Origin of the sequence: Actinomadura miaoliensis (assembly GCF_039536785.1) — a bacterium.
Taxonomy (GTDB): Bacteria; Actinomycetota; Actinomycetes; order Streptosporangiales; family Streptosporangiaceae; genus Spirillospora; species Spirillospora miaoliensis.
The window spans coordinates 60,438-78,557 of record NZ_BAAAZG010000059.1; the positions used below are offsets into that span (position 1 = coordinate 60,438).

An 18,120-nucleotide genomic window follows, 5' to 3' on the forward strand; every position below is an offset into this window, starting at 1 on the left:
GAAACCGGGTCATTTCACGGCGCCCGCGGACAGGCCCGCCACCAGGCGGCGCTGGGCGAGCAGCGCCAGCACGTACACCGGGGCCACGCCGATGATCGAGGCGACCGCCTGCTGGCCGAACTGGATGTTCCGGTCGCCCTGGAAGCGCGACAGCGCGACGGGCAGCGTCTGCACCGACGTCTCCTGCGCGAGGCTCAGCGCGAACAGCAGCTCGTTGTAGCCCAGGAAGAAGCAGATCAGCCCGGACGCCACGATCCCCGGCGCGGCCAGCGGGACGACCACGTGCCGCAGCGCGCCCCAGCTGCCGAGACCATCCAGCCACGCCGCCTCCTCCACCTCGCGCGGCACCCGGCGGACGAACCCGTCCAGCAGCCACACCGCGACCGGCACGTTCGCCAGCCCGGTGACCAGCGCCAGCCCGGTGAGGGTGTTGCTCAGCCCGGCCGTGCGCAGCAGGTAGAACAGCGGCAGCACGGCCACCACGGACGGCGCGCAGTACGAGGCCAGCACCAGCGACAGCAGCCGCTCGCCGCCGCGCCGGGCGCGGGCGGTGTAGTACGCGGCGGGCACCGCGATCACGAGGGTGAGGGCGACGCCGCCGGCGGCGACGACCCACGAGTTGGCCAGGTGGCGGGCCAGGTCGATGGACTCGAACGTGTCGGGCCAGTTCCGCCAGAACGGCGTGCTCGGCAGCAGCCCGCCGTTCAGCACGTCGTCCCGGGACCGCACCGACAGCGACACGATGTACACCAGCGGCACCGCCATCAGCGCCGCGACCAGCGCCAGCAGCGGGGTGATCCAGCGGCGGCTCACCGTTCGGCCCTCGCGACCCGCCGCCGCACGACCGCCACCAGCGTGGCGACCGCCCCGACCACCAGCGAGAACAGCAGTGTCTCGGCGGCGGCCGTGCCGACCTTGAACGACTCCAGCGCCGTCCGCTGGATCTCGTAGGTGGAGGTGTTCGTGGCGGCGCCCGGGCCTCCGGCCGTCACCACGTACACGATGTCGAACACCTTGAACCCGCCGACCAGCCGCAGCAGCAGCACGGCCAGCAGCGCCGGACGCACGTACGGCAGCACGACCGACACCAGCAGCCGGAACCGGCCCGCGCCGTCGAGCACCGCCGCCTCGCGCAGCTCTCCCGGCACGCCCAGCAGCGCCGCGTACACCAGCAGCACCACGAACGGCGTCCACTGCCAGGTGTCGATCACGACCAGCGCGAGGAACGCGCCGCGTTCGTCGCCCAGCGGGTTGACCGGCGCCAGCCCGGCCAGGCCGAGCGTCCCGTTGAGCGCGCCGCCCACCGGGGCCAGCAGCAGCTTCCACGCGACCCCGACCATGACGGGCGGAGTGACCAGCGGCAGCAGCAGGAACCCGCCGAGCAGGCCGAGACGCCTGCCGCGCGCGTGCAGCGCCAGCGCCAGCGCCGTCCCGATCACCAGCTGGACGGACGCCGCCAGCACCGCGAACACCGTCGACCGCCACAGCGACCCGGTGAACACGTCGTTCTCCAGCGCGGCGCGGAAGTTCTCGGTGCCGACCCACTCGCGCAGCGGCCGCGCCAGCGTCGACTCGGTCAGCGCCAGGCCCACCAGGTAGACCAGCGGGTACGCGGTGAACACCAGCAGGGCGAGGGTGACCGGCGCCGCCTGCCAGGGGGAGACGCGCGACCAGCGGCGGGCGCGGCGCCGTCGCCACGCCCCCCACCGCACGGCCGGGCGGCTGATCGCGCTGTCAGCCAAGCCGCTTCTCCCACGCGCTCTGCACCTTCTCCAGCGTCTGCCGCGCCTGCTGCTTGCCCTGGAGGGCGAGCGCCAGCTCGTCCACCAGCGTCTGCAGCAGTTCGGGCGCCTCGGGGCCGTTCGGCCAGACCAGCGGCTTCCCCGACAGTCCCTCGGCGACGACGTCGGCGGCCCGGCCGAACGACTTCCGGAAGACCGGCGAGCCGAGGGTGCTGGTGCGGACCGGGTCCGAGCCGCTGGTCGACACGGCGATCTGCGCCTCGTTCTGCTTCCTGCTCGCGGCGAACTTCACGAACGCGGCCGCGGCCTCCTTCTTCTTCGACAGCTTCGACACGCCGAGCGCGAACCCGGCGTCCAGCGAGGTGGCGTGGGTGGTGTTGGAGCCGCCGACCGGCAGCGTCACCACGTCCCACCTGTCGACGACCTTGGACTGCTTGGGGTCCTGCGCCTTGACGGAGTGGTCCGTCCAGAACTCCAGCTGGGCGGCCCTTCCGGACAGGAACGCGGGCAGCGCCTGGTCGAAGCCGGTCTGCAGCGGGGTCGGCAGCGCGTACGGGGCGACGTCCAGCAGCGACTGCAGCGCCGCGACCCCCTGGTCGGAGGCCAGGGCGGGCTTGCCGGAGTCGTCCAGGAAACGGCCGCCGAAGCCGACGAGCCGGTTGGCGAACGTGCAGCCCAGGATGATCGGCACCTGCTGGCCTTCGACGATCACGCCGTAGTGGGCGCCCCGGCCGTCCTTGGTGATCTTCTCGGCGGCGGCGTTGGAGTCCTCCCAGGTCTTCGGGGCGTCCAGCCCGTACTTCTCGAACAGCTCGGTGTTGTAGAAGAGGATGTGGGTGTCGCCGTCGAACGGCAGGCCCCACCGCCTCCCCTGGTACAGGGTGTACGGGTCGTAGATCGACGGCAGCAGGTCGCCGGTGTCGATGTCGGGGTTGGCCTTGATGTAGGCGGTCAGGTCCTCCAGGACACCGCCCTCGGCCAGGCTGCCCAGCCCGACGTACCAGTACATGATCACGTCGTACTGCCCGGCGCCGGACTGCGCGTCCAGCATCGCCGTGGCCAGCAGCTTGTCGTACGGCACCGGCGTGACCTGGATGTCGGCGCCGGTCTCGGCCTTGAACGTCCGCCGCAGGACCTCGAACGCCCCGGCGTTGGGCTGGTTGACCAGCACCTTCAACGTCTCGCCGGCGAGTTCCGGCTTGGCGGCCGGGTCCAGCGCGTCCCCGCCGCCGTCGCCGCCGCAGGCGCTCAGCAGCGGACCGGCGGCGGCCAGTGCGCCGACGCCGAGGGCACCGCGCAGCACGGCGCGGCGGGAGAGGTCATGGGGCAAGGGGACTGGGGACATCGTGCGTCCGTTCTGCGGGGATGGCTCGGTCGGGTGCGGGCGGTCAGGTGTAGAGGGAGAACTCGGGGAACTCGCCGGTCAGGAAATGCGTCCCGACCTCGCGCTTCTTGTAGGAGACGGGGTCGTGCAGGGTGTGCGTGCGGGCGTTGCGCCAGAAGCGGTCCAGGGCCAGCGCCGCCCGCGTCGACCGCGCGCCCGTCACCTCGAAGATCCGGGACGAGACGCTCAGCGACGCCTCGGTCGCGGCGACCTTGGCGGTGGCGATCAGCACGGCCAGCTCGCCGCGCCGCCGCTCGGTCAGCGCCTCCCGGTCGGGGGCGTGCAGCGCCTGCTCGATCTCCTCGACCGCCTGGTCGGCCAGCGCCCGCGCCGCCCGCACCCGGGCCAGCAGGTCGCCGTAGACGGCCAGCACGTAGGGGTCGTCCACGGCCCGGTCCACGCCGCTGAACAGCCACGGCCGGGTGGTCGTACGGGTGTAGTCGCGGGCGGCCGCCAGCGCGCCCTCGGCGATGCCGATGTAGAACTGCACGAACACCAGCTGGATCGCGGGCGTCACCAGCGTCGTCCACGGGGACGGGTCGGCCAGCGACCCGATGACGTCCTCCTCCGGCACCGGGACGGCGGAGAACGACACGCTTCCGCTGGCCGACAGCCGCTGCCCGATGTTGTCCCAGTCGTCCGGCCGGTGCACCCCCTCGTGCCGGGGGTCGACGATCACGACGAGCGGCTCGCCGGTGTGCGCGTGCGCGGCGCCGACGGCGAGCCGGTCGCCCACCCGCGCGCCGGTGGCGAACGTCTTCGTCCCGTTCAGCTCGAACCCGCCGTCCTTCGGCGTCAACGTCAGGTCGGGATCACGGGGGTTGAACGCGCCGCCCCACAGCCAGCGCTCGCCGGCGGCCCGGGGCTCGACGCGCTCGCGCAGCTTCTCCTCGCCGAAGAAGTGCAGGTTCCACGACAGCAGGTAGTGGTAGCCGAGGAGCTGCCCGATGCCGCCGTCGGCGGCGGCGATCTCCCTGGTCACCTGGTAGGCGGTGCGCCAGGTCGCGCCCCCGCCCCCGCGCTCGGCGGGGATCAGCAGTGTCAGCAGGCCGGCCCGGCGCAGGACCTCCACCTCGGCGAACGGCGCGCCGCCCGCCCGGTCGCGTTCGGCCGCGTCCGCGGCCAGCTCGGCGGCGGCCGCGCGGGCCCGCGCGAGCCATCCCTCGTGGTCGCGGGGCGTTGTCTCGGTCTCGGTGGTCACGTTGGATCTCCCGGAAGATGGTCAGACGATGCCGTTGGCGGGCGGGGCGACGCCGTTGAGCGCGTGGTCGCCGAGGTGCTGCAGCTTCCAGCGGCGCGGGTCGTGCAGGGTGTGGGTGCGGGCGTTCCGCCAGTGCCGATCGAGGTTGTAACGTTCCAGCGACGCGCGGGCACCGACCACGCCCAGCACCTCGGCGGCCACCGTCAACGCCGCGAGATCGGCCTGCGCCCGCGCCGCCGCCACGGCCAGCGACGCCTCCGCCCCCGCGTCGGCGTCCGTCAGGCTCCCCGTGTCGAGGACGGGCGCGCCCGCCAGCGCCGCGTCCAGGGCCTGCCCGGCGCGCACCAGCAGCGCCTCGGCCGCGCGGACCAGCAGCGCCAGCTCACCGAACTTCTGGATGACCAGCGGCTCCTCGGCCAGCCGGTCGACCTTCGCCTCCGGCCACGGCCGGGCCGACTCGCGGACGAACGCCGCGCCCTCCGCCAGCGCTCCCCCGGCGATGCCGACGTCGATCGCCGCGTGCATGTACTGCCCGTACGCGCCGAACACCTCGGGCCGCTCGAACGTCCGGTAGTGCGGCACCACCCGCTCGGCGGGGACCCGCACGTCCCGCAGGTGGACGGTGCCGCTGCCCGTACCGCGCTGCCCGAACCCCGACCAGTCGTCCACCACCTCCAGTCCGGGTGCGCCCGCCGGGACGAACACCGCGTGCACGCGGTTCCGCTCGTCGGTCGCGTACACCGGGATCCAGTCCGCGAACGGCGACCCGGTGGCATAGGACTTGGTGCCGCTGACGGTGTAGCCGCCGTCCGGCAGCGGCGTCAGGCGCGTCCGGAACTCGAACGCGTCCCGCGCGCCCGCCTCGGCCAGCGCGTTGCCGAACAACCGGCCCTTGAGCAGCTCGGCGTAGAAGAAGCCGCGCTGCTCCTCGGTGCCGTTCTCGGCCAGCACCCGGACGAAGAAGAAGTGGTTCTGCGGGATCTGCCCGACGCTGGGATCGGCCGCCGCCAGCAGCCGGAACACCTCCCCCAGCGTCACCGCGCTCACCTCGGCGCCGCCGTGCTCGCGCGGCACCGTGATGCCCAGCAGCCCCGACTCCGACAGCTCCGCGACCTCGGTCACCGGCGGCGTCCGCTCGGCGTCCCGACGCGCCGCGCCGACCGCCAGCCGCGTCGCCAGCCGCCGCGCGACCTCCACGGCCTCGGCGTCATCACGGATCAGATAGGCCATGACCGGCCCGACCTCCAGGGAACAGACGTGCGCACGCCGAGAGGGCACGCGCGAACCTCGACGAAAACGGTGATCACCGCACAACGGAACACGGACCCCGGCGGAGTCGCCGCCCGGGCGGTCCGTGGCTCAGGACGTCAGAGCGGACAGAGGGCGCTGGCCACGCGGCACAGATCCACGTGCCCGCGGCTGGTCAAGCACATCGTCACCGACACGCCACGAGAGTAAACAGGCATCTCGCCTAAGTCAATCAAACAAGTAGGAAAAGTGGTCAACCGAACACCGCGAAGCACAGGGCCGACTCCCACGAAAGCCGACACGCCCCCGCCACGGCTGAACGCAGTGGTCCATCAATCGGCCCCGCCGCCCGGATAGGATGCCGACCGGTCGGACGCCGCCCGCGGCCCGCGTCGACCGTCACCCAGCCCGAACGGCGCTCCCACCGTTCTGTTGACCTCTGCCGTCGCCACAGGAAGGCCTCCCAGCCGTTGTCCCGACGTGTCCTCTCGGCACTGGTCGTGCTGCTGGCGCTCGGGCTGGCCGGCACGGCCGCGACCTATCTGAGATCCGGCTCGACGTCCGCCCGGAAGACCGCCCCGCCTCCCCCGCCGCCGGTGGTGTACGTGCTGGGCGACAGCTTCACCACCGGGATCCGCGGCCTCACCTCGCAGCAGGCGTACGCGGGGCAGGCGGCGCGGCTGCTGGGCTGGCAGGTGGTGATCGGCGGACGGGTCGGTTCGGGCTTCGCCGAGCCCGGCCCCGCGAAACAGCGCTACGACGCCCTGTTCACCAGGCAGTTCGCCTGGCGGCCGGCCCCCGACATGATGCTGGTCTCCGGCGGGCACAACGACGTGCTCACCCCCGCGCGGCACGTCCGCCGCCGCACCGTGCAGCTGATACGCCGGATCAGGGCCCAGTGGCCCGGCACGCACCTGGTGATCATGGGGCCGACGTGGGGTCGTGACGTGGGAGCCAAGGCCGTCCGCGTCCGCGACACCATCCGCGCCGCCGCGGCGTCCGAACACGTGCCGTTCATCGACCCGATCGGCCAGCGCTGGTTCACCGGCAACCGCAAGAAGGGCACCGGCAACGCGGTGCACTACATCCGGGCCGACAACATCCACCCCAACCTGGCGGGCAACCGGCACATGGCCGCGCGCCTCGTCACCAACCTGCGGGCCCTCGGCCTGGCCCGACCCGTCCGCGGCCGCCCGGCCACCCCGGCACCGGCCACCCCGGCACCGGCCGGCACCCCGACCGCCGCGACCACGCCCTGAACCGCCGCCCCGCGCGCGGTCACTCCCAGATCGCGGACTCCGGGTCGACGCCGTGCGCCTCGGCGTTCGCGAAGATCACATCGCGCAGCCAGACGGTCAGGCCCGGCGCGAGCGCGTCGTAGTAGTCGGCGAACCCCGGTTCGCCGACGTACCTGCGCCCGATGCACACCTGCATCGAGTGCGTGCAGTCGAAGTACCTGGAGAGCAGCGCGCGGTGCCGCTCGGCGAGGGCGTTCGCCTCGTCGGAGCCGGGCGTCACGCCGGCGCGCCTGGCGGCGGCGAGGTCGGCGTGCAGGGCGTCGGTCGCGGCCTTGACGTCCTTCCAGTCCCGGGGCGTCATCCCGGCGGCCCGTTCGGCGTACTGCGCCCACTGCGCGCTGTCGCCCCAGCGCTCCTCGGCCTCCTCGATCCAGGCGGGCTGCCAGTCGTCGCCGAAGATCTCGACCTGTTCCTCGGGGGTCAGCCGCATCCCGCGTCCGGACGCCTCCAGCATGCGATCCACCGCGTCGACCATCTTCCGCAGACGGGAGATGCGCTCCACGAGCTGTGCCCGCTGCCGGCGCAGGTGGTCGCGCGCGTCGGCGTCCGGATCGTCGAGGATGCGGCCGATCTCGGCGAGCGGGAACCCGAGCTCCCTGTAGACGAGGACCCGGTGCATCCGGGCGACGTCGTCGCCCGAATACACCCGGTGCCCCGCCCATGTGCGCCCGCTCGGACGCACCAGGCCGATCGCGTCCCAGTGGTGCAGCGTCTTCACGCTCACCCCGACGAGCGCGGCCGCCCGGCCCACGGTGAGCTCCTCGGGGGCCGGAGACTCGACGCCCTCGCCGGCGGGCGCCCCTTCCTGTCGGTGGGCATCACTCGTCATCAGCACAGTGTCGCTCACCTCGCCGGGGCGCTGTTCCGATCCGCGGGACTCACCAATGGGTCAGGCGGCAATGGGTCACGCGGTGGTCGGGACGCCCGCGTTCAGGAGGATGTCGCGTGCCGGCAGCGCGGTGCTCTGGGCGGCGGTCAGGCCGGAGACCGCCATATGGGCGTCCACGATCCGAAGGCCGGCCGCGTACCCGGCGAAGTCCGGCAGTCCGACGGGCTGCTGCCCCATGAGCTGCGCGGTGGCGTCGCCGTGCACGTACGCGGTCAGGTTCTGCATCCCGGCCACATCGATCCCCGCCGTGACCTTCTCGTAGACCTCGTCCAGTTCCGCGCCGGTCAGTCGCGTCGCCCACGGTCCCATGGCCTGCTCGCCCGCCAACTCCCGTACGAACGCCTCGGCCAGCCCTTCGGCCACGACCTGCTCTCCGACCGTGACCGTCGCGGGGTTCCAGGTGACGTTGGCGTAGCGCACATTGTGGTGGAGTTCGTGCGCGGCGGCGTAGCCGATCTTCGCCAGGCTGGTCTCGGTGGGCCACATCACCAGGTGGATCGCCCCCGGGAAGCCGCCCATGCCGAAGTAGCCGGCGCTGCGGACCGTCAGGTGGTCGTCATCGGGGTTGCCGAGCACCAGGACGACATGCACGGTGTCGGCGCTGTTGATCCCGGGGGCCGCGTCGCTCAGTCGCTCCCACGCCGCGGTGAGGCAATCCTCGATGCGGGTCCACACGTCCGCGTCCCGCATCTCCCGCAGGGCGGTCAGGTGGCGCGGGTCCTCACGGTCGATGCGGAAGCCACTGCCCATCTGCTGGTGCATCTGGACCAGGTCCATGCCGGGCGGCACGGGCATCACGTTCTCGAGCGGGCGGTAGATCTCGCGCAGGGCGTCGGGCCGCTCGTCCAACGGGAGCCGCAGGAGGTCGGACATGGCGGACGCGGTGTCATGGACAACGATCTTCATGCCCCGAGACCGTAGGACCTCCTGTTACGGGAGGGGCAAGCCGCGCGGAACTCCTCCGCGCGGCTTGGGCGGCCGAAGCCGGGGGGCGCTGCCGCGGCTTGTGTGTCGCGGAGCTGGGCGGACACGTGGACGCGCGGCATCACCCGAAAACGCGGGCAGCGGCATGCCGCGGCGTTACCGAGGACAGTCGGCGGCGAGAGGTGATTGGTGCGTTCAGGAACGTGGGGGTGCGGGGCGCGGGGTCACCAGGGGCCGTAGGGACCCATGTTGGTGCGGCCACCGCCGCCGCGCTTCTTGTAGGGCTTGACGGCGGGACGGACGTCGGCGAGGTAGACGGCGGCGGCGATGAAGGCCGCCACCGGCAGGATGCCGATGAGCAGCATGATCGGGGAGGCGCCCTGGAGGGGCAGCACGGCGTGGGCGAAGCCCAGGACGGCGGCGACGCCGAGGATGATCGTCCACAGCTTCTTGCTCTGCTTGCTGGCCGCCGCGTAGGCGTCCTTGGGCACGGTCAGGGAGTCGACCAGCGCCCACGCCTCCATGGCGAACGCGACGACCAGGAGAGCCCAGAAGAACAAGTCCAAGATTCCGAAACCGGCCACCGATCAGCGCTCCTGCCTGTCTCTGCCGCGAGGTCCTCGGTTCCCACCTTATGGGCAACGTGCGCGTCACATACAAGACGACGGGGCCCGGCCGGGTGTTCCCGGACCGGGCCCCGTGGACCTGGTGTGGGCCTGGGGGCGCCCAGGCGGCCGCAGGCTCAGGCGCCGCCCTTCCGGCTGCTGGCCGCGGCGGCGCGGGACTGCGTGGTGCGCCGCTGCGTGGCGCGGGCCCGGGTGGCGGGCTTGGCGTCGGCCTCGGCGATCTCGGCGACGGCGACGGCCTCCTTGTGCACGACGCGCTTGCCCCGCTCGGCGAGCTCGTCGATGAACTCCACGGCGCGGCTGGCGCCGTGCGTCATGTACGCGACGGCGGCGTTGGGCAGGTCCTTGACCTCGATGCGCTCCTGCACGCGGCCGACGTTGTCGCGGACCTCGCCGCGGTAGCGGCCCATCGCCTCGAGGACCTGGCCGCGGTAGCGGTCCATGACCTCGCGCAGGTCGTCCTGGTACTTGACGGCGGTCTCGCGGGCCTTGACGACCTGGTCGGGGACCTCGCGGATCTTCTCGACCGCCAGGTCGCCCGCGCCGGCGATGGTGTAGACGGCCTTGTTGGCGCGGAGGGTGGTAGCCAATGTCATCCCACCTCGTCCTTTCCTGTGTCCTGGTAACGCTCGGATGTGGCGGCGGCAGCCTCGTTCTCCCGGCGGAACGACTCGTAGACGTCCAGCAGAACCTGCTTCTGCCGTTCCGTGAGGATGAGGTCGGCCCGGATCGCGGTCTGCACGTCGGTGTCGGCGTCGCGGTCCTCCAGGATCCCCGCCTGCACGTACAGGGCCTCGGCCGAGATCCGCAGCCCCTTGGCGATCTGCTGGAGGATCTCGGCGCTGGGCTTGCGCAGCCCGCGTTCGATCTGGCTCAGGTAGGGGTTGGAGATCCCCGACACATCGGCGAGCTGGCGCAGCGAGATCTTGGCACGCGTGCGCTGCTCGCGGATGTACTCGCCGATCGAGCCGACCTTCGGACTTGCCATGGTTCCACCCTGCGTCAGGGTGCTTGCAATTGCAAGCACGATAGCTAGCACTGATCCGTGAGAACGCTCACAGAGGGTTCACTCGACCGCACGGGGCGGCGCGGTCCAGGTGTTGCAGACGGCCAGGCCGTCGCCGCGGAAGCCGATCGCGACCCAGCCCGCGTAGTTGCGGGACGAGCCGTGATCGCGCTGGTCAGGGGGCAGCCGCTCGTCGCCGCGGCCCCGCACGTCCTCCATCATCGCCAGGTACTGGCGGCGCGTGATGCCCATCGCGCGGCGCTCGGCGCCGAGGAACGCGCCCGCCAGGCACTGTGCTTGCAGCTCGATGCGGCGGCTGGTCTCCATGCGGGCGGTGGCGGTGGAGGCGGTCTCCATCTGCCGGTGCCCGTACCGCAGGATCCCGGCGCGTTCCTGGACGTGGTGGCCGTACTCGTGCGCGATCACCCGGGCGAACACGGTGAAGTTCGACAGCGGCTCGCCGCCCGAGGTCTCCACGACGTGCCGCAGCCCCACGTACATCGTGTTGTTGGCCGGGCAGTAGAACGCCGAGGCGCCGGGGTTGGGGTACGTGCCGCACGGGCTGCGGCCCGACGTCTCCCAGAACACCCGCTTGGGCGGGCCGAACGCCATGCTCGCCTTGCCGAACTGGGTCCGCCAGGACGCGTCGAGGCAGTCGCTGAGCGCGTCCATGAAGCGGCGCATCGACGCGGGGGCCTGGTCGATCGCCGGGATGCGGCAGGCGACGGGGGTCAGCGCGCCGGTGGCGTAGAGGCGGTTGTCGGTGGCGTCGGCGCGGGAGGCGGCGGGCTGGCGTCCCAGGCCGGGGCCGCGCGTGGTGCCGTCGCCGTCCCCGAACAGCCAGAACCCCACGATGGCCAGCACCACGAACGCGGCCAGCACGCCGACGAGCCCGGCGACGGTGCCCCCGGTGGTGCGGCGCGGCCCGCGCCGGGGCGGGGTGTAGCGGTACTCCCCGGGCCGCTGGCCGGGCAGGCGCGGCGGGGCCGGGGCCGGCGCCGGTGCCGGCGGGGGGTACTGGCCTGCCATAGGGCAGAATCATCCCACACCGCCGAAACCCCACGCGCTGGTCACGGATCCGGACGAGGCGCCCGTACCCCCGTGGCAGGCGGGCGCCGGGCGGCTACGATTTGCGCCCATGTCGGGTTGCTCGCGGCCGATGGTCGCCTCCCTCGCCCTCGCCGCGCTCGTCGCCCTGGTCGTCCCGGGGCGCCCCGCCCAGGCGGCCACGCCGTCCGCCCAGGTCACCACCCCCCGTATGGACACCGCCCAGGTCGCCGCCCAGGTCGCCGCCGCGCCGGTCGCCGCCGCCGCGGAGAAGGTGGTGCGGGACCAGGTGGCGCTGCGGGTCGGCGCCGGCGGGACGCTGCACGCCCGCGAGACGATCGTCTACGAGTTCGCCGGACGGCGCGGCTTCACCCGCTCGTTCGTGACCCGCGAGCACGAGAGCGTCACCCGCGACCGGGTCTACCGGCTGGAGAACGTGCGGGCGTCCAGCCCCGACGGCGGGCCCACCCAGGTGTCGGTGTCCACGTCCGACACGCGCACCGACGTCCGGGTGAGCGGCCCGGCGGCGCTGACCGGGCGGCGCACCGTGATCCTGGAGTACGACGTGCGCGGCGCGGTCGCCCCGATGGGCGCCACCGAGGAGCTGCGCTGGCCCGCGGCGGGCGGCTGGAGGGTGCCGGTGGAGGACTCGCGGGCCACTGTCGACGGCGGTGCGATGATCCGCAACATCAACTGCTTCGCCGGGCCGCCCGGCACCGCGATCGGCTGCACGCAGTTCTACACCAACCACACGCACACGCAGGGCGTGTTCAGCCAGCAGGAGATGCTGGCGGGCGAGTACCTGACCGTCGTGGTCGGGTACCCGCCCGGCACCATCGGCGGCCGGCCGATCCACGAGCGGCGGCACACCGTGGCGACCGCTTTCTCGATCAACGCGGTGACCGCGTCGGCGCTGCTGGGGCTGCTGGTGCTGCTGCTCGGCGGCATCGCCGTGCTGTACCTGCTGCGCGGGCGGGACGCGCGGGTCGTGGGCCGCAGGGCCGCCGAGGGCGACCACGCGCCGGTGGCGGGCGCCCGGTTCGAGCCGCCGGACGGGGTCCGTCCCGGCCAGATCGGCACCCTGATCGACGAGCAGGCCGACGTGATCGACGTGACCGCGACGATCGTCGACCTGGCGGTGCGCGGCCACCTGCTGATCGAGGAGCAGGACCGGGCGGTCACCGGCCGCCTGGACTGGACGCTGCGCCGCCTGCCCGCCCCGCCCGACGACCTGCTGCGCTACGAGCGGATCCTGCTGGAGGCCCTGTTCACCGCCCCGGACGGCGGCGCGCGCGACAGCGTCCGGCTGTCGGAGCTGGACGGCACGTTCGCCCGCGCCCTGGCGCGGGTGCGCAGCGCGATGTACGACGACGTGGTGGAGCAGGGCTGGTTCGCGCGCCGCCCCGACGCGGTGCGCTCGCGCTGGACGATCGCGGGCATGGTGCTGACCGTGCTCGGCGTCGCGGGCACCGTGGCGCTGGCGTTGTTCACCGACATGGCGCTGGCCGGGCTCGCGGTGATCATCGCGGGGGCGGCGCTGGCGTACGGCGGCCAGTTCATGCCCGCCAAGACCGCGCGCGGGTCGACGGTGCTGGCGCACACGATCGGGTTCCGGGCCTTCCTGGAGCGCGGGGAGCTGCCGGACGGGGCCGCGGCCGAGCTCGGCTCGCGGGAGCGCATCGCGCTGTTCTCCCGGTTCCTGCCGTACGCGGTGGTGTTCGGCGTGGTCGGCCCGTGGGCCAAGACGGTCGAGGACGCGGGCGAGCGCGCGGAGGGCGCCGACAACCTCGCCTGGTACGAGGGCCCCGCCGAGTGGGACCTGTCCCGGTTCGCCGAGTCGATGCGGGTGTTCACGCTGACGACGTCGGGTTCGATCTCGCAGTCCCGGGGCCTGCGCGGGGTGCTGGCGAATCCGGAGGGCTGACCCTCCGGACCGTCCGGGAACACGGGTATCGCGGTTGGAATCCTCCCGCCGGGTAGGGGCCGGGACGAGGAGGTGTGACCGTTTTGGTGTTGGATGCGACTTTTCCCCTCGGCGACAACTACTGGCTGGTCCTGGGCCCGATCGTGATCGCGCTGGCGCTCATCACATGGCTGCTGCTGCTCTGGTACGGGCAGCGCAAGCGCGTGCGCATCGACCGCATGCACGGCCGCTCCGCGCACCGCGGCGCCGTGACGGGCGGCATCATCGAGGGCAGCCCGGCACAGCGGACGCGCCGCGACGAGGCCGAACGCAAGAGCTGAGCCCCGGCGTACCGGCTTGAGGGACGTACCGGCATGAAGGACGGCGGCGCGCGACGGTAGGACCGCGCGGCGCGGCGCGGATTCGCGCTGATCGTAAGATGTCAGACATCTTACGAAAGGAGCGTGCCGTGGCCCTGAGTCCCGTCCCGCGCGGGTCCACCGTGGAGGCCGTGCTCGACCAGCTCCAGGCCGAGGTCAGCGGCGGTGCATGGCGGGTGGGCGAGCGCATCCCCGGCGAGCTCGACCTGGCGTCCCGGCTGGGCGTCAGCCGTCCGGCGGTTCGCGAGGCCATCCGGGCGCTGACGCACGTCGGCGTGCTGGAGGTGCGGCGCGGCGACGGCACGTACGTGCGCAGCTCCGCCGACCCGCGGCCGCTGCTGCGCCGCGTCCAGGGGGCCACGCTGCGCGACGTGTTCGAGGTGCAGCTCGCCTACGACGTCCAGGCGGCCCGGCTGGCCGCCCGCCGCCGCACCGACGCCGACCTGGCCCGGCTGGAGGAGCTGCTGGCGGCCCGGGACGCGGCCGAGGACGCCGACGAGTTCGGCGCCGCCGACTCCCGCTTCCACCTGGGCGTCGCCGAGGCCTCCGGCAACCCGGTGCTGATCGAGGCGTGCCGGTACTTCATCGGGCGGCTGCACGAGTCGCTGAGCGCGATCCGCCTGGACCACCGCATCCCGGAGGCCGGTCCCGAACGGCACCGCGCCGTCCTGGACGCCATCGCCGCCGGCGACCCCGACGCCGCCGCCCGGGCCGCCGCCGAGGTGATCGAACCGACCCTGGCCGTGGTGTCCGCCCTGCTGGCATCCGAATCCGGCGCCGAGCCCGCGGACCGTCCGGACGCGGGGGCCGCCGAAGACGCCGGGGAGGCCGGGGCGTGAGCGAGCGGCGCGGAGCGTTCGTCCTGCAGATCCTGCTGATCGTCCTGGTGGCGGTGAATTTGCGGCCCGCCCTCGCCTCGGTCGGGCCGCTGCTCACCGAGATCCGCGACGACCTCGGCCTGTCCAACACCGGGGCGGGCGCGGTGACCACGCTGCCGCTGGCGTTCTTCGGCGCCTACGGGCTGCTGGCGGCGTTCCTGCGGCGCGCACCGCGCGGCGAGACGCTGCTGGTGACGGCCATGGGGCTGCTGGTGGCGGGGCTGCTGCTGCGGCTGGCGCCGAGCACGGCGGCGCTGTTCGCCGGGTCGCTGGTCGCCGGGATCGCGATCAGCATCGGCAACGTCGCGATCCCCGCGATCATCAAGCGCGACCATCCGGGTTCGATCACCACGGTCACCGCGATCTACACGGTGGCGGTCACCACGGGGGCGGCGGTGTCGTCGGGGATCGCGGTGCCCGTCCAGCGGGGGCTGGACGCGTCGTGGCGGCTGCCGCTGGGCCTGCTGGTGATCCCGGCGGTGCTGGCGGCGCTGGTCTGGCTGCCGCGCGCCCGCCGCGCCGCGCCGGGCACGCCCGTCCCCGCGGGCGCCTCGCGCCAGGTGGCCGCGCGGGTGTGGCGGTCCGGGCTGGCCTGGCAGATGACGGTGTTCATGGGCGTGCAGTCGCTGCTGAACTACGTGGTGCTCGGCTGGCTGCCGACGATCTGCCAGGACCGCGGCATGGCCGAGACGTCCGCCGGGTACGTGCTGGCGCTGTCGGCGCTGTTCCAGGCGGTCGGGTCGCTGTCGATGCCCACGCTGGCCCGCCGCGCCCGCGACCAGCGGCCGATCGTCGTGCTGGCGGTCGCGCTGTGCCTGGTCGGCTTCGCCGGGATCGCCTGGGCGCCGATCGGCTCGGTGTGGCTCTGGACGGTCGTGCTCGGCTTCGCGCAGGGCGTGCTTTTCGCCACCGCGCTGGCGCTGCTCGGCCTCCGGGCGCACGACGCCCAAGTGGCCGCGCAGTTGTCGGGCATGGCGCAGGGCGTCGGGTATGTGATCGCGGCGCTGGGCCCGCTGCTGGTCGGCGCGCTGCACGACGCCACCGACGGCTGGACGGTCCCCATGACCGTCGTACTGGTGATCACCGCCGGGCTGGCGCTGCCCGGCATGGCCGCCGCCCGCGACCGCACCGTGGGCGCCCCGGCCCCCGCCGAACCCGCCCGCGTGACTTCCGGAGAAACGCGCTGACCTGCGCGAACACGGGACCTACGATGGGAGTATCCGCGGTGCACATGGGTATCCGCCCGTTTCGGAACATTCCGCTCGGGAGGTGGGAGACGTGGTGGTACTGCCCGGAGCCGTTCACATCGGCCCGGAGATCGCGCTGTGGATCGGCCCGCCGATCCTGGTCATCGGCATCCTCACGTGGATGACGATGACGATCCTCGCCTCGTCCAGGAAGATCCACCCGGACCGCAGATGCGACCAGTCCCCGCACTGGGGGCCGGTCGAGGGCGGCGCCTATCACTACTGGCCGGGGATGTACTCGCACAGTTCCCCGGACATGCAGTTCCCCAAGGACCTGTATCCGGCGCCGGAGCGGCCGGGCCGGCAGCCCCCGCCGTTGAACCTCGACGGCACCCTCGCCGAGGAGCCGAAGCCCAGGGAACCCATGGCCGAAAAGCCCGGGGCCGAGGCGCCCGAGGCTGGGGAGCCCAAGGCCCCCGCCCGGCACGGCCCCAAGACGCCGTCCGCCTGAACAGGCGCCGGGTCAGCGCGCCGCCGTGAAGAGGCCGGCGGCGGGACGGATCGTGCCCACGGTCCGCTCGCCGCCGTCCAGCCGCGCGGCCGCCAGCTCGTCCAGGGCGGCGGCGTCCACGCCCGCCGACGCGTCGACGCCGAGCGTCCGCAGCAGCGCGACGGTGACGGGAGTGCGCGCCCGCATCGCACCATCGTCGATCTTCACGGCGCCGGCGCGTCCGTCCGCGGCGGCGAACGCGTCCACGCCCTCGGCGCCGCACTTGACCAGCAGCCCCGGTACCGCGTCCATGAGGCGGCGCTCCTCACGGCGCGTCCCCGAGGTCCACTGCGGATGCGCCCGCATCGCGTCGGCGACGCGGCGTTCGGCGGTGCCGGGCGCGGCCAGCACCAGCGCGCGGAACGCCCGCGCCACCCCGGTCGCGGACACCGCGAACAGCGGGACGCCGCATCCGTCGACGCCGACCGCGGCGGCCTTCTCGCCCGTCAGCTCCTCGATCGTGGCGCGTACGGCCCGCTGCAACGGGTGATCGGCGTCCAGGTAGGACGCGGTGGGCCAGCCCGCCGCCACGCACGTCGCCAGCATGGCCGCGTGCTTGCCGGAGCAGTTCATCCGCAGCCGCGACCGGTCGCCGCCGGAGCGCGCCACCGCCACGGCGATCCGCTGCTCCATCGGCCAGGCGGGCGGGCAGCGCAGCGCCCGCTCGTCCAGCCCGGCGCCGGCGAGGACGGCGCGGGCGCCCTCGACGTGGAAGTCCTCGCCCGAGTGGCTGCCCGCGGCCAGCGCCAGCAGCTCGCCGTCCAGGTCCAGCCCGGCGCGCAGCATGGCCACCGCCTGCATGGGCTTGTTCGCCGACCGGGGGAAGATCGGCACGTCGGGGTCTCCGGCGCGCACCGTCACCGAGCCGCCGGCGGCCAGCCCCACCGCGGACCCGCGATGCCGCGACTCCACGAACCCGGAACGTTCCACCTCCACCAGCACCGGATGGGTGTCCACCTTGCTCCCAACGCCGCGTCCTGCCGTTCGACCACCCACAGGATAGGGAGCCGGCGGCGGTGGTCAGCGCGGTCTGACGCCCAGGAAGGCGCGGGCCTCGGCGGCGGGCATGGCGGGACGCTGGGCCAGGTCGGCGAGGGTGGCCGCGCGTTCCACGAGCTGGGCGTTGGACGTCACCGGCCGCCCCTTGGCGTAGGTGAGCGTGTCCTCCATGCCGACGCGCAGGTGCCCGCCCGCCGACAGCGCCGCGTACATGACGGGAAGTGTGGTGCGGCCCACGCCGGTGGCCGACCAGGTCGCCCCGTCCGGCAGCGCCTCGACCGCCGCGACCAGCGTCCGCGCGTCGCCCGGCATGCCGCCCGGCACGCCCATCACCAGGTCGCAGTGGACGTGGCCGCCGTAGGGCGCGCCGTGCTTGTCGAGCAGCCGGTGCAGCGCGGCGACCTGCCCCAGGTCGAACAGCTCGAACTCGGGGACGATCTCCAGCTCCTGGGTGCGCCGGTACAGCTCCGTCATGAACGGCCACGGGTTCATGAACACCTCGTCGCCGAAGTTGACGGTGCCGCAGGTCAGCGAGCACGCGTCCGGACCGGCCTCCAGGACGCGCAGCCGGTCCTCGTACGGGTCGGTGACCGCGCCGCCCGTGGACAGCTGGACGACCAGGTCCGTGGACTCCCGCAGCGCCCGCACCGTGTCCCGCAGCCGGGACAGGTCGAGCGTGGGCCGGGCGTCGTCGTCCCGGATGTGCACGTGGATCACCGCGGCCCCGGCGGCCTGGCACTCCTTGGCCGTCTGGACCAGCTCGTCGAGTGTCACCGGCAGCGCCGGGACGTCCGCCTTGGCGGACTCGGCCCCGGTGGGCGCCACCGTGATGAGCGTCTTTGCTCCCATGCCAGGCAG

General features: G+C 73.4%; 20 protein-coding genes. 6 read left to right on the forward strand and 14 right to left on the reverse strand.

Annotated elements, in window-relative coordinates:
* Positions 1 to 9: 9 nt before the first annotated feature.
* From ABD811_RS36970 to ABD811_RS44080, 6 genes are all read right to left on the reverse strand, one after another.
* Complete coding sequence (locus ABD811_RS36970; protein ID WP_344957109.1) at positions 10 to 813, reverse strand: carbohydrate ABC transporter permease; 804 nt, start codon at positions 811 to 813, stop codon at positions 10 to 12.
* Positions 810 to 1,742, reverse strand: a complete 933-nt coding sequence (locus ABD811_RS36975; protein WP_344957111.1) for a carbohydrate ABC transporter permease — start codon at positions 1,740 to 1,742, stop codon at positions 810 to 812. Before ABD811_RS36975 ends, ABD811_RS36970 begins: the two co-directional genes overlap by 4 nt.
* Positions 1,735 to 3,087 carry an ABC transporter substrate-binding protein gene (locus tag ABD811_RS36980; protein ID WP_344957113.1) on the reverse strand — a complete coding sequence of 451 codons (1,353 nt, stop codon included), beginning with the start codon at positions 3,085 to 3,087 and terminating at the stop codon, positions 1,735 to 1,737. Before ABD811_RS36980 ends, ABD811_RS36975 begins: the two co-directional genes overlap by 8 nt.
* Before the next feature lie 43 nt (positions 3,088 to 3,130).
* Complete coding sequence (locus ABD811_RS36985) at positions 3,131 to 4,327, reverse strand: acyl-CoA dehydrogenase family protein (protein WP_344957115.1); 1,197 nt, start codon at positions 4,325 to 4,327, stop codon at positions 3,131 to 3,133.
* 21 nt (positions 4,328 to 4,348) lie between these two features.
* The gene (locus tag ABD811_RS36990; protein WP_344957117.1) at positions 4,349 to 5,557 is read right to left on the reverse strand and encodes an SfnB family sulfur acquisition oxidoreductase; all 1,209 of its coding nucleotides are present in this window, start codon (positions 5,555 to 5,557) and stop codon (positions 4,349 to 4,351) included.
* Positions 5,558 to 5,694: 137 nt separating this feature from the next.
* Complete coding sequence (locus ABD811_RS44080) at positions 5,695 to 5,793, reverse strand: putative leader peptide (protein ID WP_425549500.1); 99 nt, start codon at positions 5,791 to 5,793, stop codon at positions 5,695 to 5,697.
* 252 nt (positions 5,794 to 6,045) lie between these two features.
* Between ABD811_RS44080 and ABD811_RS36995 the strand changes: the two genes are divergently transcribed.
* Positions 6,046 to 6,834: an SGNH/GDSL hydrolase family protein gene (locus ABD811_RS36995; protein ID WP_344957119.1), complete on the forward strand. Its 789-nt coding sequence runs from the start codon at positions 6,046 to 6,048 to the stop codon at positions 6,832 to 6,834.
* 19 nt (positions 6,835 to 6,853) lie between these two features.
* On the opposite strand, the gene ABD811_RS37000 is transcribed toward ABD811_RS36995, so the two are convergent.
* The 6 genes from ABD811_RS37000 to ABD811_RS37025 all read right to left on the reverse strand — a co-directional run bounded on the left by ABD811_RS37000 (position 6,854) and on the right by ABD811_RS37025 (position 11,347).
* Positions 6,854 to 7,702 (reverse strand): MerR family transcriptional regulator, encoded by an 849-nt coding sequence (locus ABD811_RS37000; RefSeq protein WP_344957121.1) that lies wholly within the window; start codon positions 7,700 to 7,702, stop codon positions 6,854 to 6,856.
* 75 nt (positions 7,703 to 7,777) lie between these two features.
* Entirely contained in the window at positions 7,778 to 8,668 is an 891-nt protein-coding gene (locus ABD811_RS37005) for a DUF2268 domain-containing putative Zn-dependent protease (protein ID WP_344957123.1), read from the reverse strand.
* 242 nt (positions 8,669 to 8,910) lie between these two features.
* The gene (locus tag ABD811_RS37010; protein WP_344957125.1) at positions 8,911 to 9,270 is read right to left on the reverse strand and encodes a DUF2516 family protein; all 360 of its coding nucleotides are present in this window, start codon (positions 9,268 to 9,270) and stop codon (positions 8,911 to 8,913) included.
* Positions 9,271 to 9,428: 158 nt separating this feature from the next.
* The gene (locus ABD811_RS37015; protein WP_344957127.1) at positions 9,429 to 9,908 is read right to left on the reverse strand and encodes a hypothetical protein; all 480 of its coding nucleotides are present in this window, start codon (positions 9,906 to 9,908) and stop codon (positions 9,429 to 9,431) included.
* Complete coding sequence (locus tag ABD811_RS37020) at positions 9,905 to 10,300, reverse strand: helix-turn-helix domain-containing protein (protein ID WP_344957129.1); 396 nt, start codon at positions 10,298 to 10,300, stop codon at positions 9,905 to 9,907. The genes ABD811_RS37015 and ABD811_RS37020 overlap by 4 nt, the downstream gene beginning before the upstream one ends.
* Positions 10,301 to 10,378: 78 nt before the next feature.
* Positions 10,379 to 11,347, reverse strand: a complete 969-nt coding sequence (locus tag ABD811_RS37025) for a neutral zinc metallopeptidase (protein WP_344957131.1) — start codon at positions 11,345 to 11,347, stop codon at positions 10,379 to 10,381.
* A 109-nt stretch (positions 11,348 to 11,456) separates the two neighbouring features.
* Between ABD811_RS37025 and ABD811_RS37030 the strand changes: the two genes are divergently transcribed.
* From ABD811_RS37030 to ABD811_RS37050, 5 genes are all read left to right on the forward strand, one after another.
* Positions 11,457 to 13,289, forward strand: a complete 1,833-nt coding sequence (locus tag ABD811_RS37030; RefSeq protein WP_344957133.1) for a DUF2207 domain-containing protein — start codon at positions 11,457 to 11,459, stop codon at positions 13,287 to 13,289.
* A gap of 89 nt (positions 13,290 to 13,378) precedes the next feature.
* Positions 13,379 to 13,609: a hypothetical protein gene (locus tag ABD811_RS37035; RefSeq protein ID WP_344957135.1), complete on the forward strand. Its 231-nt coding sequence runs from the start codon at positions 13,379 to 13,381 to the stop codon at positions 13,607 to 13,609.
* Positions 13,610 to 13,737: 128 nt separating this feature from the next.
* The gene (locus tag ABD811_RS37040; RefSeq protein WP_344957137.1) at positions 13,738 to 14,487 is read left to right on the forward strand and encodes a FadR/GntR family transcriptional regulator; all 750 of its coding nucleotides are present in this window, start codon (positions 13,738 to 13,740) and stop codon (positions 14,485 to 14,487) included.
* Positions 14,484 to 15,713, forward strand: coding sequence for a CynX/NimT family MFS transporter (locus ABD811_RS37045; RefSeq protein WP_344957139.1), 1,230 nt, complete (start codon positions 14,484 to 14,486; stop codon positions 15,711 to 15,713). Before ABD811_RS37040 ends, ABD811_RS37045 begins: the two co-directional genes overlap by 4 nt.
* A 91-nt stretch (positions 15,714 to 15,804) precedes the next feature.
* Positions 15,805 to 16,224, forward strand: a complete 420-nt coding sequence (locus ABD811_RS37050) for a hypothetical protein (protein WP_344957141.1) — start codon at positions 15,805 to 15,807, stop codon at positions 16,222 to 16,224.
* Positions 16,225 to 16,236: 12 nt separating this feature from the next.
* Here the strand turns inward: ABD811_RS37050 and ABD811_RS37055 are convergent, their stop codons facing one another.
* Both ABD811_RS37055 and ABD811_RS37060 read right to left on the reverse strand, forming a co-directional pair.
* Positions 16,237 to 17,220, reverse strand: coding sequence for an asparaginase (locus ABD811_RS37055; protein ID WP_344957143.1), 984 nt, complete (start codon positions 17,218 to 17,220; stop codon positions 16,237 to 16,239).
* Between the two features lie 63 nt (positions 17,221 to 17,283).
* Positions 17,284 to 18,111, reverse strand: a complete 828-nt coding sequence (locus ABD811_RS37060; RefSeq protein ID WP_344957145.1) for a beta-keto acid cleavage family enzyme — start codon at positions 18,109 to 18,111, stop codon at positions 17,284 to 17,286.
* Between the last annotated feature and the right edge of the window lie 9 nt (positions 18,112 to 18,120).